At 70.0% G+C, this 16,635-nt stretch carries 14 protein-coding genes; 2 read left to right on the top strand and 12 right to left on the bottom strand.

Going from position 1 to position 16,635, the window contains the following annotated elements; all coding sequences use genetic code 11:
* Positions 1-35: 35 nt before the first annotated feature.
* Positions 36-1,628 (bottom strand): M4 family metallopeptidase, encoded by a 1,593-nt coding sequence (locus tag WA670_RS11885; protein ID WP_051729111.1) that lies wholly within the window; start codon positions 1,626-1,628, stop codon positions 36-38.
* A 444-nt stretch (positions 1,629-2,072) separates the two neighbouring features.
* Here WA670_RS11885 and WA670_RS11880 point away from each other — a divergent pair, with 444 nt between their 5' ends.
* Positions 2,073-4,184: an elongation factor G-like protein EF-G2 gene (locus tag WA670_RS11880; protein ID WP_238605735.1), complete on the top strand. Its 2,112-nt coding sequence runs from the start codon at positions 2,073-2,075 to the stop codon at positions 4,182-4,184.
* 121 nt (positions 4,185-4,305) lie between these two features.
* Positions 4,306-5,280, top strand: a complete 975-nt coding sequence (locus WA670_RS11875; RefSeq protein WP_336157716.1) for a 5'-nucleotidase — start codon at positions 4,306-4,308, stop codon at positions 5,278-5,280.
* A gap of 10 nt (positions 5,281-5,290) precedes the next feature.
* On the opposite strand, the gene WA670_RS11870 is transcribed toward WA670_RS11875, so the two are convergent.
* From WA670_RS11870 to WA670_RS11820, 11 genes are all read right to left on the bottom strand, one after another.
* Entirely contained in the window at positions 5,291-5,803 is a 513-nt protein-coding gene (locus tag WA670_RS11870) for an XdhC family protein (RefSeq protein ID WP_205673286.1), read from the bottom strand.
* Positions 5,804-5,818: 15 nt separating this feature from the next.
* Positions 5,819-6,304 (bottom strand): hypothetical protein, encoded by a 486-nt coding sequence (locus tag WA670_RS11865; protein ID WP_037815634.1) that lies wholly within the window; start codon positions 6,302-6,304, stop codon positions 5,819-5,821.
* Positions 6,301-7,443, bottom strand: a complete 1,143-nt coding sequence (locus tag WA670_RS11860; protein ID WP_336158029.1) for a glycosyltransferase family 4 protein — start codon at positions 7,441-7,443, stop codon at positions 6,301-6,303. Before WA670_RS11860 ends, WA670_RS11865 begins: the two co-directional genes overlap by 4 nt.
* Before the next feature lie 17 nt (positions 7,444-7,460).
* Positions 7,461-8,363, bottom strand: a complete 903-nt coding sequence (locus tag WA670_RS11855) for a phosphatidylinositol mannoside acyltransferase (RefSeq protein ID WP_336157715.1) — start codon at positions 8,361-8,363, stop codon at positions 7,461-7,463.
* Positions 8,360-9,007: a phosphatidylinositol phosphate synthase gene (pgsA, locus tag WA670_RS11850; RefSeq protein ID WP_037815631.1), complete on the bottom strand. Its 648-nt coding sequence runs from the start codon at positions 9,005-9,007 to the stop codon at positions 8,360-8,362. Before pgsA ends, WA670_RS11855 begins: the two co-directional genes overlap by 4 nt.
* Positions 9,008-9,107: 100 nt before the next feature.
* Positions 9,108-9,638, bottom strand: a complete 531-nt coding sequence (locus tag WA670_RS11845; RefSeq protein WP_275294963.1) for a MarR family winged helix-turn-helix transcriptional regulator — start codon at positions 9,636-9,638, stop codon at positions 9,108-9,110.
* A gap of 50 nt (positions 9,639-9,688) precedes the next feature.
* The gene (locus WA670_RS11840) at positions 9,689-10,231 is read right to left on the bottom strand and encodes an HIT family protein (protein ID WP_336157714.1); all 543 of its coding nucleotides are present in this window, start codon (positions 10,229-10,231) and stop codon (positions 9,689-9,691) included.
* Complete coding sequence (thrS, locus tag WA670_RS11835; protein ID WP_336157713.1) at positions 10,228-12,273, bottom strand: threonine--tRNA ligase; 2,046 nt, start codon at positions 12,271-12,273, stop codon at positions 10,228-10,230. The genes WA670_RS11840 and thrS overlap by 4 nt, the downstream gene beginning before the upstream one ends.
* A 155-nt stretch (positions 12,274-12,428) precedes the next feature.
* Positions 12,429-13,040: a malonic semialdehyde reductase gene (locus WA670_RS11830; RefSeq protein ID WP_238605733.1), complete on the bottom strand. Its 612-nt coding sequence runs from the start codon at positions 13,038-13,040 to the stop codon at positions 12,429-12,431.
* 155 nt (positions 13,041-13,195) lie between these two features.
* On the bottom strand, positions 13,196-14,845 hold the full coding sequence (locus WA670_RS11825) for a sugar transferase (protein WP_037815620.1): 1,650 nt from the start codon (positions 14,843-14,845) through the stop codon (positions 13,196-13,198).
* 647 nt (positions 14,846-15,492) lie between these two features.
* Positions 15,493-16,374 (bottom strand): nitroreductase/quinone reductase family protein, encoded by an 882-nt coding sequence (locus WA670_RS11820; RefSeq protein ID WP_336157712.1) that lies wholly within the window; start codon positions 16,372-16,374, stop codon positions 15,493-15,495.
* Between the last annotated feature and the right edge of the window lie 261 nt (positions 16,375-16,635).

Genomic DNA, 16,635 nt, shown 5'->3' with positions numbered 1-16,635 from the left:
CCCCGCGCCTGATCGGCGGGGAAATCAGTTTCGGTTCATCGAGCGGAAACAGCCCGCGAACCGGTCGTGCCGACCGCGCCGCACGTCGGTTCGTCCGGCTGGGCGGACACGCTCACCGCGTCCCAGGCCGCCTTCACCGAATTGAACTCGGTGCAGCCGTTGGGGAACAGGTTCTTCGCCGCGGTCAGCGTCCAGGTGCGGTAGCTCTGGTAGGAGCTGCCGCTGGTCTTGAGCAGCATCGCGTTGTAGAAGATCTGCACCGCGGTCTTCACGCCGAGCCCGGTGACCGTGGAGTTGTTGCAGGTCGGGCTGGTCGGCTGGCCGTTGGTCGGGTTCGACCCCTCGGCGAGGAGGTAGAACCAGTGGTTGCCGGGGCCGGCCGCGGCGTGCACCTCGGTGCCGGGAATCGAGCTGTCGTAGCAGTTCGCGTGGCCGAGCTGGGACGGGTCGTACATGTTGCGGATCGGCCCGCTGCCGACGAGGTTCACCTGGTTGCCGACGAGGAAGTCCGGGACCGCGTACGGCGCGGGCTCGTTCGCGAACCACTCCGACGAGGCGCCGAAGACGTCCGCGACGAATTCCTGGGTGCCGCTGCCGGACATGCTGCCCGGGGTGTGGTCGTCGATGCCGTGGCCGAACTCGTGCCCGATCACGTCGAGCGAGCCGATCCACTGGCCCGCGGTGTTGTTCCCGACCTGGACCTGGGTGCCGTCGTAGTAGGCGTTCTGCTCGTTGAGGCCGACGCGGATCGGCCAGGCGCCGCCGTTGCCGTCGAAGCTGTTGCGGCCCAGCCATTGCGACAGCATCTTGTTCTCTTGCTGGATGCCGTACAGCGCGTCGGCGCAGCCGGTTTCCCGGTCGGTCTCGTCGCCGTTGCCCCAGCTGTCCGTCGACTTGGTGAAGGTCTGCTGGGTGTCCGCGTCCTGACAGCTGAGGTTCGCGATGTTCGGGTCGGTCATCGAGTATCCGCCCGCGCCGTCCGAGGACGTGTCGAGGTGCAGCGGCTCCGGACCGTTCCAGACGCCCTGCGCGTCGCCGTACGCCACGTGTTCCTGCGTGTGCAGCACCTTTCCGGTCATCGCGTCGACGACGACGTCCAGCTTGCTCGGCCCTTCCGCGTTCCGCCCGGTCACCCGGGTCGTCCAGGCGAGTTTCGGGCTGCCCAAGGCATAAGTGGCGAGCGTCGCCGGCTGCACGCTGTCCACTGTGGGCACTTGGGTGCGGGCGATCGCTTCGGCCTGCTTGGCGGTCAGCTTCGGCGACGTGCTGGGCAGGTCGATCGCGGCGGTCTGCGCGACCGAGGTGGCGAGCACCTGCCCAGCCGAGTTCGTGGCCACGACGAAGTCGCCGCCGATCACCGGGAGACCCTTGTACGAGCGGTCGTACGGCACGTATTTCAGGCCGTTGACCGACGAGATCACCTTGTGCTGCTGGAAAACGTCGTCCTTGCCGGCGTGCAGCGCGGCGGGCCGGGAGGCGACCAGCGCCTGCGCGGCGGTGGCCGCCATGGCTTCGGCGGCCTGCGGACTCTGCGGTTCGAGCGGTTGCGCGTGTGCTGCGGTGGCCGTGGTGACGGCCCCGGCCAGCACCCCGGCTGCGAGCAGCACGAGCGGTCGGCGCGATTTCATCGGCGGTGTTCTCCTCCGGACAGGCCGGATCAGGCCCGGGGGTGGGGGCCGGATTCGGAAGTGGAATGGGATCGAACCCCGCCAAGAGTCGGGTTTTTTCCCACTCCGGACAACCGACGAAGGTCGTTAATTTATCAACTTCGGCGCATGGATCCCGATTTCCGGTGCCCGCTTTCCGGAAATTCCGCGTTCCGCCCAAGAATCGCCACTCGCCCACCCCGGCAGCAGTCCGGCGTTCCGGATGAATCCGGCGGCAACACCCCGGTAAATCCTTTGTAGACAGTGCGCTTTCCTGCGTCCACAGTGGACTCGACCGGTCCGCCCCGCCGGGACCCCGCGGTGAGCGAACGGCTGGTCCCGGGCCGTTCGCCTTGCTTCCCGGCGGGTCGCGGGTGTGTGATCGGAGACACAGTTCTTCCATCCGCCGTCGCTGAGGAGGCCGTCATGGCCGACAAGCAGAACAGGAGTGCCGACCCCGGGGCCGCCGTCGCTGTGGACGACCCCGCCAAGGTGCGCAACGTCGTCCTCGTCGGGCCTTCCGGTTCCGGGAAGACCACGCTCACCGAGGCACTGCTCGCCGCGTCCGGCACGGTGCCGCGCGCCGGTTCGGTCGTCGAGGGCACCACGGTGTGCGACCACGACCCCGCCGCGGTGCGCCAGCAGCGCTCGGTCGGGCTTTCCGTCGCCCCGGTGCTGCACGCCGGGCACAAAATCAACCTCATCGACACCCCGGGGTACGCCGATTTCGTGGGCGAGCTGCGCGCCGGGCTGCGCGCCGCGGACGCCGCGCTGTTCGTCGTCTGCGCCGCCGAGGGCGTGGACGCCGCCACCGTCGCGGTGTGGGAGGAATGCGCGTCGGTGGGGATGCCGCGCGCCGTCGTCGTGTCCCGGCTCGACCACCACCGCGCCGACCCGCTCGCCGAGATCGCCGCCTGCCAAGCCGCCTTCGGCGCGGGCGTGCTGCCGCTGTACCTTCCGGCGCCGGACGGCCTGGTCGGGCTCGTCACCCAGCGCCGCTACGACTATTCCGCCGGCTACCCGCCGCGCGTGGGCGAGCCGGACCCGGCCGTGGCCGAGGAGTTCGCCGAAGCCCGCAACGAGCTGATCGAGGGCATCATCGCCGAGAGCGAGGACGAGACCCTCATGGACCGCTACCTCGGGGGCGAGGAGATCGCCGAGGACGTGCTGATCGCCGACCTCGAGACGGCCGTCGCGCGCGGTTCGTTCCACCCGGTCATCCCGGTGTGCGCGACCAGCGGGGTCGGGCTCGCCGAGGTGCTCGACGGCATCGTGCGCGCCTTCCCCTCTCCGCTGGAGCACACCCCGCCCGGCGTGACCAGCCCCGACGGCGCCGAGCACGCCGCGCTGTCCGCCGATCCGGACGGTCCGCTCGCCGCCGAGGTCGTGCGCACCGCAGTCGACTCGTACGTGGGACGGGTTTCGCTCGTCCGGGTGTTTTCCGGGACGCTGCGGCCGGAGCACCCGGTGCACGTCTCCGGCCACGGCCTCGCCGAACGCGGCCACGAAGACCACGACGCCGACGAACGCGTCGCCCACCTCTACTCGCCGCTCGGCGCGAACCTGCGCGAGGTGCCGTTCTGCGTCGCGGGCGATCTGTGCGCGCTCACCAAAGTGGGGTCGGCCGAAACCGGCGACACGGTGTCGTCGCCGGACGATCCGCTGCTGATCAAACCGTGGCGGATGCCCGAACCGCTGCTGCCGGTCGCCGTCGTCGCGAAGTCCCGCAGCGACGAGGACACGTTGTCCCGCAACCTTTCCCGGCTCGTCGCGGGCGATCCGACCCTGCGCCTGGAACGGAACGCGGAAACCGGGCAGCTCGTGCTGTGGTGCATGGGCGAGGCGCACGCGGAGGTGGTCCTGTCGCGGCTGCGCGCGGGCGGCGCGGACGTCGGCACCGAGCCGGTGCGGATCAGCCTGCGCGCCACGTTCGCGAAACCGGCGCGAGGCCACGGACGGCACGTGAAGCAGTCCGGCGGGCACGGGCAGTTCGCGGTGTGCGACATCGAGGTCGAGCCGCTGCCGCGCGGCGGCGGGTTCGAGTTCGTGGACAAGGTGGTCGGCGGCGCGGTGCCGCACCAGTTCATCCCGAGCGTCGAGAAGGGCGTGCGCGCACAGCTGCAACGCGGCGTCCAGGACGGCTATCCGGTGGTGGACGTGCGCGTGACGCTGACCGACGGGAAGGCGCACAGCGTCGACTCGTCGGACGCGGCGTTCCAGACCGCGGGCGCGCTCGCCCTGCGGGAAGCCGCGGCGGCCAGCCGGATCTCGCTGCTGGAACCCCTGGACACGGTCGAGGTGAGCCTGCCGGACGAACACCTGGGCACGGTGCTGGGCGACCTGTCCTCCCGCCGCGGCCGCGTGCTGGGCACGGAATCCGGCGAGGGCGGACACACCGTCGTGCACGCCGAGGTACCCGCGGCAGAACTGCTGCGGTACGCGGTGGATCTGCGCTCGCTGACCTCGGGAACGGCGACGTTCACTCGCCGGCATGCCCGGTTCGAGCCGATGCCGCAAGGTGCGGCGGTGCCGACCTAATCCGGGTGGGAGGCGGAAGGCAGTCCGCCTCCCACCCGGTTCCGGGTCACGACTTGGCGGCGGATCGGATCTCTGTCAGTTACGGAGAGCAACGTTCGCCGGATAGTCCCCGATCTCCTCGATGAGCGCTCGACGGCAAGGTCGGGCCGTAAAAAAGGGGCGGACGGACATGTCGTATGAATTGACCAACCGGCTTGTCCTGGGTGTCGCATCTAGCGCACTGTTCGATCTGCGGGAATCGAACGCGGTCTTCGAGAACCAAGGCGAAGACGAGTACCGGGCATACCAGGAGGACAGGCTCGACGACCCGTTGGGACAGGGCTTCGCTTTCCCCTTCATCAGACGCCTGCTTTTGCTCAACGATCTCGCGGACGTGAACGATCCTCCGGTCGAGGTCATAGTCCTCTCCCGCAACAGCCCGGACACCGGGCTCCGGGTGATGCGGTCGATCCAGCACCACGGGTTGCCGATCACCCGGGCGATTTTCACGCAGGGCCGGTCTCCCTATGCCTACATGGAGGCGCTCAACATGTCGCTTTTCCTCTCCGCCAACGAGAACGATGTCCGGCAAGCGCTCGGGCAGGGTCTCCCGGCGGGGCGGGTGATGGAGTCGTCGTTCGTGGACGACGAGGGCGACGAACTAAGGGTCGCGTTCGACTTCGATGGCGTCCTGGCCGACGACCAGTCGGAGCAGGTCATGCAGAACGGCACTCTCCAGGAGTTCCACAGCTACGAAACGGCCAACGCCGTGACGCCTCATTCGCCCGGGCCGCTGAAGGATTTTCTCGCCGGTCTCAACCGGTTGCAGGAACTCGAGCGGAAACGCCTCCAAGACCAACCCGAATACCAAAGGCGTCTTCGTATTTCTCTTGTCACAGCCCGGAACGCGCCGTCCCACGAGCGCGCGGTCACCAGTCTCAAGGACTGGGGTGCCACCGTGAACGAAGCCTTCTTCCTCGGCGGGATCGAGAAGGGCATCGTGATCGACGTGCTGAAGCCGCACATTTTCTTCGACGATCAGATCCGGCACCTCAGCACGACCACCCAAGTGCCGAGCGTGCACATCCCCTTCGGGGTGCTGAACGAGCAGCCATGACCCAGCCGGGTCAGAACTCGAACCCGCCCGGCCGCCCGTTGCGGTCCGCCACCAACCCGGCCAGTGTCGCGATCGCGATTTCCGCCGGGGTGCGCGAGCCGATGTTCAGCCCGACCGGCCGGTGGACCCGCGCGATGTCCGGTTCCGCCACGCCCAGCGCGCGCAGGGCTTCCACGTGCGGTCCCGGATGCCGCGGGTTGCCCAGCACGCCCACCCACCGCGTCGGCGTCGCCAGTGCGGCTTGCAGGACTGTTCCGAGTTCCGGCCGGTGGTGGTCGGTCACGACGACGTCCGCGTCCGCTCCCGGAGACGGCGCGGTGGTGCGGACTTCGACGCCTTCGGGGGCATCGCTGGCCCGCGCCTCGTCCGGCTCGAACAGCACGGCGTGGTAGCCCAGGTCGGCCGCGTAGCGCAGCAGGTACCGGGCCACCGGCGAGGCGAACACGGCCACCAGGGTCCGTTCGGCGGGCGGTTCTTCGACCTCGCCGTGTGCGACGGCGCAGGCATCGGGTTCGGTCGTCATGCGCCTCAGTCTGCCTCAGAGGTCCGGCTCGGCGAATTCGAAGTACTCCGGCAGCGGCGCGGTCCCGGCGAGCTTGAAGTACCGCACCTTCCGGCGCCGCCGCAGCGCCAGCGTGTCCCGCACGGCGTCGTTGTGCACGCGGCGGGCGATGACGACCCGGTGTTCGGCGTCGGTCAGTTCCTCGGCGAGCACGACCGGCAGCCGGGACCGGTCGATCGGGGCCAGGACCAGCGTCAGTTCGTTCTCCGCGGCCTCGCGGTCCGGCCGCGCGGCAGCCTCGGCGCGAGCGGCCGCGGCGTGCAGATCCGCGCCGTCGTGCAGGACCGCGGCGACGGCTCGGGCAACCACGGCTCGGCGCGCGAGAGCGGCTTCCAGAGCGGCCCAGCCCGCGTCGGTCCGGACGTGCAGGCGGTCGAGCCGGTTCGCGGTCGCGACCAGGAACAGCCCGCCGAGCACCACGATCGCGGCCGCCGCCACGAGCAGCCACACCAGCACCGTCACGCGAGCTCCCGCTCCCCCGCCGCGACCAGCCGGGGATCCGCCGCGATGGCCGTCTCGTACACCCGCAGCACCTGGGTGACCACGACCCCCCAGTCGTACGCGGTCACCCGCTCGCCCGCCGCGGCGGCGAGCGACGCGCGGTGCGCCGGGTCGCCCAGGAGTTCGCGCAGGCCGTCGGCCAGGGAGGCCGGGTCGCCGGTCGTGGTGAGCATGCCGGCGCGGCCGTCGTCGAGGACGCGGCGGAACGAGTCGAGGCCGCTCGCCAGCACCGCGGTGCCCGCGGCCATCGCCTCGGTGAGGATCATCCCGAAGCTCTCGCCGCCGGTGTTGGGCGCGCAGTAGACGTCCACGCTGCGCAGCGCACGCGCCTTCGTCTCGTCGTCGACCTGGCCCAGCAGCTCGATGTGCGGCCACAGCTGCGGCCCGGCCATCCGCCGCAGCTGGTCCGGCTCGCCGCGGCCGACCACGAGCAGCCGCAGGTCCTCGAACTCCGGCAGCAACCGCCGCGCGGCCTCCAGCAGCACGTCCATGCCCTTGCGCGGTTCGGTGAACCGGCCGACGAACCCGATCGTCCCGCCCGCGCGCGGGTAGCCGTCCAGCGGCAGGGCGCGGGAGAAGAACTCGACGTCCACGCCGTTCGGGATCTCGACCGCGTCACCGCCCGCGTGCTCCACCTGCACCCGCCGGGCCAGCGCCGACACCGCGATCCGCGCGGTGATCTTCTCCAGCAGCGGACGCAGCACCGGCTGGAACGCCGCCAGCGTCCGCGAGCGCGTCGTCGCGGTGTGGAAGGTGGCCACGATCGGGCCGTCCGCGACCTTCAGCGCCAGCAGCGACAGACTCGGCGCGGCCGGTTCGTGCAGGTGCAGCACGTCGAAGCCGTTGTCCCGGATCCACCGCCGCACCCGGGCGTAGGAAACCGGCCCGAACTGCAGCCGCGCGACCGAGCCGTTGTACGGAATCCCCAGTGCTTTGCCCGCCGGGTGCACGAAATCCGGCAGCTGCGCGTCCTCGTCCGCCGGAGCCAGCACCGACACCCGGTGCCCGCGTTCGAGCAGCGCCCTCGCCAGGTCGATCACGTGCCCCTGGACCCCGCCCGGAACGTCGAACGAGTACGGGCACACGATCCCGATCTTCAACCCGCGCGCCACCCGGGTCAGCTCGCTTCTTCCAGCGCCGTCGCCGCCGCGTCGGCGGGCCAGAACGGCTGCAGCATGTGCCAGTCGGCCGGATGCGCGGCGATGTCGCCGGCGAACACGTCGGCCAGCGCCTGCGTCGCGGCGGGCACCTCGGCCCGCTGGGTGACGCGGATGCGCGGGTGGATCCGGATCTCCCAGCCGTCCTCGGTGAACCAGCAGCCGGTCGGCAGCAGCGCGGCGCCGGTGGTGGCGGCGAGCCGCGCCGGGCCGGGCGGCAGGTGCGTCTGCTCGCCGAAGAACCGCACCGGGATCCCGGACGACGTCAGGTCCCGGTCCCCGAGCAGGACCACCACCTTGTTCTCGCGCAGCCGCCGCAGCAACAGCCGCATGGCCGCGCTGTCGCCGGTCAGCGGCACGATCTCGAAGCCGAGCGATTCCCGGAACTCCACGAACCGGCGGTACAGCGATTCGGGCTTGAGCCGTTCCGCGACGGTGGTGAAGGTGCCCGCGTAGCTCGCGAGCCAGACTCCGGCGATGTCCCAGTTTCCGCTGTGCGGCAGCGTCATCACCGCGCCGTTGCCCTCGGCGAGCGCGGCGTCGATGTTCTCCGCGCCGGTCACCGTCACCTGCTTCGCGACCGCCGCGTGGTCCATCGCCGGGAGCCGGAACGTCTCGAACCAGTACCGCGCGTACGACCGCATCGCGCGCCGCACCAGCTCGTCCAGCTCCGCTTCGCCTGCCTGCGGCACGACGCGCGCGAGGTTGGCGCGCAACTGCCGCACTCCCCCGCCGCCGCGCCGCGCGGCCATGTCGGCGCCGAAGGCGAAGGTCGCCGACCCGAACGACTTCGGCACCCGCCGGACGAACCGCCAGCCCGTCGCGTAGCCGAACTCGCTGAGCCGCTGGGACAGTGTGCTCACGGTTGCGCCCCGCCTGCCGATGAGTCGGCCTGTTTCGCCGCGGCCGCCCGCGCCGCGCTCGCCACCGCCGCGGCCCGCTGCAGCAGCGTGACCACCGACAGCACGGCGAGCAGCCACAGCGTGATCTCGACGGTGTAGGGCACGCCCAAGCCGTGCAGGCCGGTGCCGACGAGGGCGATGATGAGCCGCTCCGCGCGTTCCACCAGCCCGCCGTCGGCTTCGAGGCCGGACGCTTCGGCGCGCGCCTTGACGTAGGAAATGACCTGGGCCAGCACGAGGCAGATGAGCGCGGCGGCCGCGGCCCGGTTGTTGTGGTCCTGGACGAAGCACCACCACGCGATCGCGGCGAACAGCGCGCCGTCGACCAGCCGGTCGCACGTCGCGTCGAGCACCGCGCCGAAGGGCGTGCCGTACCCGCGGGCGCGGGCCATCGCGCCGTCGAGCAGGTCGAGCATGGCGAAGCCCCACACGGTGAACGTGCCCCACAGCAGCATCCCCTGCGGGAAGAACGCCAGCGCGCACGCGACGGCGCCCGCGGTGCCGAGCACGGTCATCGCGTTCGGGGTCAGTCCGGCGCGGACCAGGGCGGCGCCGATCGGGTCCGTCACACGGGAGACCGAGGCACGGGCGAAAATGTTGAGCATCTTCCTCGTCTGTGCACCTGATTCGGGGGCGGGTGGGCGACGAAAGCCTATCGACCCCGCTGTCCGAACCGGACCCGCCCGCCCGCGACCCGCCGGAACGTCAGCCGGATTTCGGCAGTTCGGCGAGCGGCGCGGCCGATTCCGCCGCCTCCTCGGCCTCCCGGACGGCCTGGCACTTGGGCCGCAGCCCGGCCAGGATCGCCTCGGAAATCTCGCCCAGCTGACGCACCTGCTCGGCGCTCAGCTGGTCGAACAGCGTCTCCCGGACCGCCTCGACGTGCCCCGGCGCGGCTTCCTCCAGCGCGGCGAACCCGGAGTCGGTGAGCACCGCCCACGACCCGCGCTTGTCCGTCGGGCACGACTCGCGCTGGACCCAGCCCTTCGCCTCCAGCCGCGCCACAGCGTGCGACAGCCTGCTGCGCGACGAACCGCGCACCGACGCGAGCTCGCTCATCCGCAGCCGCCGTCCCTCCGCTTCGGACAGCGCGACGAGCACCTCGTAGTACGTGTGCGGCATGCCCGACTCGTGCTGCAGCTGTCCCTCGAGGTGTGCGTGCAGCAGCGAACTGGCCTGGGCGTAGGCGCGCCAGACCCGCTGCTCTTCGTCGGTCAGCCAGCGTGGTTCGGACATATCGTCATCATACGCTGGTTGAGCACTCAATTACCGCCGCGCGACGGGCCTCACCACGCGCCCGCGAGCAGGTCGCGGGTTTCGCCGAGCAGCTGCGGCAGCACCTTCGTGTGCCCGATCACCGGCATGAAGTTCGCGTCGCCGCCCCAGCGCGGCACCAGGTGCTGGTGCAGGTGCGCGGCGATGCCCGCCCCGGCGATCACGCCCTGGTTCATCCCGATGTTGAACCCGTGCGCCGCCGAGACCGCCCGGATGACGCCCATCGCGTGCTGGGTGAACTCGGCCAGCTCGCGCGTCTCCTCGGGCGTCAGGTCCGGGTAGCCCGCGACGTGCCGGTACGGGACCACCATCAGGTGCCCCGGGTTGTACGGGTACAGGTTCAGCACCGCGAACACGGTTTCGCCGCGGGCGACGATCAGCGCGCGCTTGTCGTCGCCGAGACCGGGCAGGCGGCAGAACGGGCAGCCGTCGGACTCCTCGCCCTCGGGCTTGTCCTGGCCGCGGATGTAGGCCATCCGGTGCGGGGTCCACAGCCGCTGCAGCGCGTCCGGGACCCCGACCCCGTCCTGTTCGACGAGTTCCGGCTCGGTCACTTCAGGATCTTCTCCACGGCCTCGGCCGACGGCGACGCGTTCTCCCGGCGCTCGACCCACTCGGCGATCGCGTCGACCGCCTGGTCCACCGGGATCCCGTTGATCTGGCCGCCGTCGCGGAACCGGAACGACACCGCGCCCGCCTCCGCGTCCTTCGCGCCGGCCAGCAGCAGGAACGGCACCTTCTGCGTGGTGTGCGTGCGGATCTTCTTCTGCATCCGGTCGTCGCTCGCGTCGACCTCGACGCGGATCCCCTTGGCGCGCAACGCCTTCTCCACGCCGCGCAGGTACTCGACCTGGTCGGCGGTGATCGGGATGGCGACCGTCTGCACCGGCGACAGCCACGCCGGGAACGCGCCCGCGTAGTGCTCGGTCAGCACGCCGAAGAACCGCTCGATCGAGCCGAACAGCGCGCGGTGGATCATGATCGGCCGCTGGCGGCTGCCGTCGGACGCGGTGTACTCGAGGCCGAACCGCTTGTTCTGGTTGAAGTCGAGCTGGATGGTCGACATCTGCCAGGTGCGGCCGATGGCGTCCTTCGCCTGCACCGAGATCTTCGGGCCGTAGAAGGCCGCGCCGCCCGGGTCCGGCACCAGCTCGAGGCCGGAGTCGACGGCGGCTTGGCGCAGCGTCTCGGTGGCCTCCTCCCACTCCCAGTCCTCGCCGATGAACTTGTCCGAGTCGCCCCGGGTGGACAGTTCGAGGTAGAAGTCGGACAGGCCGTAGTCGGCCAGCAGGTCCAGCACGAACTTGAGCAGCGACCGCAGCTCGGACGGCATCTGCTCCTTGGTGCAGTAGATGTGCGAATCGTCCATCGTCAGGCCGCGCACGCGGGTGAGGCCGTGCACGACGCCGGACTTCTCGTAGCGGTAGACGGTGCCGAATTCGAACAGCCGCAGCGGCAGTTCGCGGTAGGACCGCCCGCGCGAGCGGAAGATCAGGTTGTGCATCGGGCAGTTCATGGCCTTGAGGTAGTAGTCCTCTTCCTCGAACTGCACCGGCGGGAACATGGTGTCCGCGTAGTACGGGAGGTGCCCGGAGGTGTGGAACAGGTCGCCCTTGGAGATGTGCGGCGTGTTCACGAACTCGTAGCCGGCCTCCTCGTGGCGGCGGCGCGAGTAGTTCTCCAGTTCGCGGCGGATGATGCCGCCCTTGGGGTGGAACACCGGCAGGCCGGAGCCGATCTCCTCGGGGAAGGAGAACAGGTCCAGCTCCGCGCCGAGCTTGCGGTGGTCGCGGCGCTCGGCCTCGGCGATGCGCTCGAGGTGGGCGTCCTGCGCCTCGGCCGATTCCCACGCGGTGCCGTAGATCCGTTGCAGCTGCGGGTTTTTCTCGTTGCCGCGCCAGTACGCGGCGGCCACCCGGGTGAGCTTGAAGGCCGGGATGAACTTGGTGGTGGGCACGTGCGGGCCGCGGCAGAGGTCGCTCCACACGCGTTCCTTGGTGCGCGGGTCGAGGTTGTCGTAGATGGTCAGCTCGCCAGAGGAGGAACTGTCCACCTCCATGACCTCGCTGGTGTCCACAGCGTCCACATCGGACTTGAGGTCCACCAGCTCGAGCTTGAACGGCTCGTTCGCCAGTTCCTCTTTGGCCTCGTCGGCGGAGGCGAACACGCGGCGCGAGAACTGCTGCGCGCCCTTGACGATCTGCTTCATCCGCTTCTCGAGCTTCTGCAGATCCTCGGGCGTGAACGGCTTTTCGACGGCGAAGTCGTAGTAGAAGCCGTCGCGCACCGGCGGGCCGATGCCGAGCTTGGCGTCCGGGAATTCCTGCTGCACGGCCTGGGCGAGCACGTGCGCGGCGGAGTGCCGGATCACGCTGCGGCCGTCCTCGGTGTTCGCCGCGACGGCCTCGACCTGGGCTTCGGCTTCCGGCGCCCACGCGAGGTCGCGCAGCTTCCCTTCAGCGTCGCGGACGACGACGATCGTGTCCGGGCCCTTGGTGGGCAGCCCGGCTTCGCGCACCGCGGCGCCCGCCGTAGTGCCCGCCGGCACCACCACGCGCGGGGCGGGTACGGCGGCAGCTGACGACGGTTGGGACACGATCGGACTCCTTTGGGAGATGTGACTGAAACGGCTTCCGCTGATGCTAGCCGTCGGCGGGTTCGCGGATTCGACCGCCGTCAGCCAACACTGCCCCTGGACGCCGAGAGGCCGCCCCGGGCGTGCGGGGCGGCCTCCCGGCGGCGCGGGAAGGGTCAGAGAGTGTCGACGACCTGGTCGAAGTCGAGCCGCGGCAGGCGGTCGAACCACGGGTTCTCGCCCGGCTTGCCGATGTTCACCGCGACGAGCGAACGCCAGTTGTTGCCGGAGAAGAACTCCTTGTCGACGCCCGCGGCGTCGAAGCCGGTCATCGGGCCCGCGGCCAGCCCGGCGGCGCGCACGCCGATGATGAAGTAGCCGACCTGCAGCAGCGAGTTCAGCTTGGAGAACTCGACGCGGCCGGACTCCTCGGCGAACATGTCCTTCACCCCGGGGTTGTGCGGGAAGGTCTGCGGGATGTTCTCGTGGAAGTCGACGTCCGCGGCGAGGATCACGGTCAGCGGCGCGGCCTCGGTCTTCGCGCGGTTGCCCTCGGCCATGTGCGGCAGCAGGCGCTGCTTGGCCTCGTCGCTGCGGATCACCAGCGCGCGCAGCGGCTGGGTGTTCATCGAGGTCGGGGCCCACTTGACGAGGTCGTAGATCGCGCGGACCTGCTCGTCGGTCACCGGCTCCGAGCTGAAGCTGTTGGCCGTGCGCGCCTCGCGGAACAGCAGGTCCTGCACCTCGGCGGGCACCTGCAGCTGCTGGGACTCTGCGAAAGTAGTCATCGGTTCGGCGTTCCTTCCGTGCTGTCGCCTACGCACGGCACCAACATGGTTGAACGCTTGACTATTTCGCTCACGGCCCGGTTGTGACTCAGCGCACAGGAAGGCCGCCGGCCCGTTACGGGGCCGGCGGCCGCGGAAGGAACGATCTTCGCAGGTCAGTAGGCGCCCTGCCCGGCGAGGACCGCGCGGAAGGTCTTCCAGAGGATCACCAGGTCCAGTGCCAGCGACCAGTCCTCGACGTAGCGCAGGTCGAGCCGGATGCTCTCGTCCCAGGAAAGGTCGCTGCGCCCGCTCACCTGCCACAGCCCGGTCAGCCCCGGCTTCACCAGCAGCCTGCGGCGCGCGGCCGGAGCGTACGTCGCCGTCTCCTCCGGCAGCGGCGGCCGGGGCCCGACCAGCGACATCCGCCCGGAGACGACGTTGAACAGCTGCGGCAGCTCGTCGAGCGAGTACCGGCGCAGCAGCCCGCCGACCTTGGTGACCCGCGGGTCCTTCTTCATTTTGAAAAGCGGCCCTGCGCCTTCGTTCGCGTTCTCCAGGTCGCGCCGGATGAGGTGCGCGTTCACGACCATGGTGCGGAATTTGAGCATGGTGAACGCTTCGCCGTCCTTGCCGATGCGCCGCTGCCGGTAGACCACCGGACCGCGGTCGCCCGCCTTCACCGCCACCGCGATCGCCAGCAGCACCGGGGAGAACAGCGCCAGCAGCAAGGTCGCGCCGCAGCGGTCGACGACCTCTTTGACCAACCGGCGCCCGCCGGTGAACGCGGGCGCGGTCACCCGAAGCAGCGGCATGCCCAGGACTCCGCTGACGTTCAGCCGCGGCCCGGCGACCTCCATCAGCACCGGCGCGACGACCATTTCCGACGAGGTGCCTTCGAGATCCCAGGCGAGCCGCTGCAGCCGCTCGGGATTCCAGTACTGGTCGGCTGTGATGGCGACGACCCGGTACCCGCCGCGGCGCACGTGCCGGGACAGCTCCTCCAGCCGCCCGACGACCGGAACCCCGTCGATCTCCCCGTGCCCGGTGGACGTGCAGACCGCCTCGACCCGCCATCCGACGTGCGCTTCGGTCCGCGTCCGCTTGATCAGGTCCGCGACCGTTTCCGCGCTGCCCGCCGCCATGACCGGCAGCAGGCACAGCCCGCGCCGCCGTCTCCGGTGCAAGATCTGGCGGAGCACGTATCGCTGGGGAAACAGCACTAAGGCGACAGCGGGGACTACGAAAAACACCCAGGGCTGCACTTCGAGCGCGCCGAACAGCAGTCCGCCGAACGCGACCAAGACCGCCGCAGTGATCAGCGCCCGACCCAGCGTGCGGTACTCCTCGGGACCCTCCCCCAGCACCCGGGCACTCCAGGCCCGGCTGGCCGGAAGGGCGCAGAGGATCGCGAACGCGGTGCCGAACGCGTGCATGTCGTGCGGCGCCAGCCGGTCGATGACGAAGGCGCTGATCGCGATCACCACGCACGCCGCGACGAGATCCGACGCGATGACCGTCCGGCGGTAGCGTTTCTCCCACTCCGCGGCGTGCGTTTTCGGCGGATCGCCTTCTTCCGGCGAGGACGCCGGGACGGGATCGAGCCGGTCTTCCGCGGCGGGATCCACGCGGTCCTCGGCGGCGGGGTCGAGCCGGTGCTTGCCGACAGGCTCCAGCCGGTGCTCGGCGGCGGAGTCGAGCCGGTCTTCCGCGACCCGGCCGGGCGGCGGCACCGCCACGTCGACCGGCGGCGCGGGAACCGCCCTGAGGTCGACCCGCGGCAGCCCGACGCTGTCCGCGGGCCATGACCGCACCGGTTCTTCCATCAGTCCTCCCGCGCTGCGCAAGCTCCCCGGACCTGATCGCCACCGGCACGCTGAGTCAGGGCCGATGATCACAACCGGTGATCACGAGACGGTCCGGCTCCACGTCGCCGAAGGTGTGACACTCGCCAAGGTATCGGGTGGTCAGCGAGCGGTGTTACAGAGATTTTCCAGCCACGGCCTGCGAGTCTTTCCCGTCAGGAAGCACCGGGAAGATAACGGGGATGTCACGATGGGTCACGCTCACCCGGCAACGGAAATTACCCGCTGTAGTCAAGTTTCCCACTACCTACACCGAACGGCCCAGCGAGCCCGCAGCCAAATCAGCTCCCCCGCGCGGGTCATCACCCGAGCATGCGCCCGGCCCCAACCGCCGTTCGGGCACAAGCTCTCCGCCGACCCGCCGATTTCCCTTGCCCGCAGCACAATCCGCTCCGGAATGCGGAGGGCCGCCCGGTTTGCGGCCATTCGGCTGGTCTGAACCATCCGAGGAGGCCCTCCACCTGCCGGGCCGGGCGTCCGCCGCACATTTTTCGCGGACTGCCGCCGTGTTCTCACCGCGATCAAGTCCACACTGGACACCCGGCCGAGTCCTGGCTCACTCCCTCCGAATCGGAGAGCGCCCCCTCCCAGAATGAAGCTGCCTCGGCTCAGGCAGTCGGCGGAGCGGCAGCCGTGGCATTGAGCGCAGTCACCACCGCTTGCTCCTCGAACTCGAAGTGCGCCTCCAACTCACCGGCGAGCCGCTCCAACTCCGCACGCAGCCGCACCGGGTCGGATTCACCGGGGACGAAGCTCTCGACCAGTTCCCGGATCGAGTCCTGCAGGCGCGCCACCACCTGGTGCTGCTCGGCGAGCTGCGCGATCACCGGCGCGAGCGCGGGGAACTGCTCGGCCAGCGCAGGGAACACCACCGAGTCCTCGCCGACGTGATGCCTGCGCAGCGCGGTGCAGAAGCTGAGGCAGTGGGTCCGCATCTCCTGCGCCAGGCCCGGTTCCGGCCGGACGATCGCCGTCGCGCGGCCGTTGGCCAGGTCGTCCGCCTGCTCGCGCAACGCCCGCAACTCCGCGCGAAACCATTGGTGCACTTCGACGAGCCAATCGCCCATTCCTTTGACGCGCTCGTCGATCCGATGCACAACAACCACCGGAATTTCCCGGGTCGTCTTCGCCTGGTAATCGCCGTAACCCGGAGCCTGCGCGATTACCTGCGCGAAAAGCTTCTCGTACGCGGCACCTTGCGGAATGGCCGCCATCGCCTGGTAGGTCTCGCCGCCCACCTCGACGGTCACCAGCGGGTTCCGGCGGATGTTGTGGTACCAGCCGGGATAGCGGTCCGCGCCGTTCGCCGAGGCTACGACCACTCCGTTTCCCTCGATCTCCAGGTAGCCGAGGAGCACCTCGCGGGGCAGGCCGGTCCGCGCGCCGGTCGTCGTCAGCACCGCCAGGGACCAGCCTTCGAACATGCCGCCGAGTGCGCCGCGGTTCGCCCGGAACTCGGCGATCAGCCGGCGGTGAAAATCGTTGCTCACACAATTCCTTTCGAGTTTCGGAAAGGAGGAGTCGAGCACAGGAAAAGGGCACGCGAAAAGACCCCGCAGGCACAAGGCATGGCGCAGCGATCCGGTCGACGGATCCGCGGAACTGCGAGAGACGGAGAGCCCGATCTCTGTGCTGGCTGGTTAGCCGCTACCTCCATGCGTAGGCCCATACGGGGCGCACGGCTAAATTAGCACAGCTTCCGAACCTCGTGCGGCGAAGGCCGAATCCTTTCGCCGGGCCGGTCGCTCTTA

This window comes from Amycolatopsis sp. VC5-11, assembly GCF_037034185.1.
GTDB classification, from domain to species: Bacteria; Actinomycetota; Actinomycetes; order Mycobacteriales; family Pseudonocardiaceae; genus Amycolatopsis; species Amycolatopsis nivea.
Note: the sequence above shows the minus strand (reverse complement) of the source record. Positions and strands in the feature narration are given on the sequence as shown.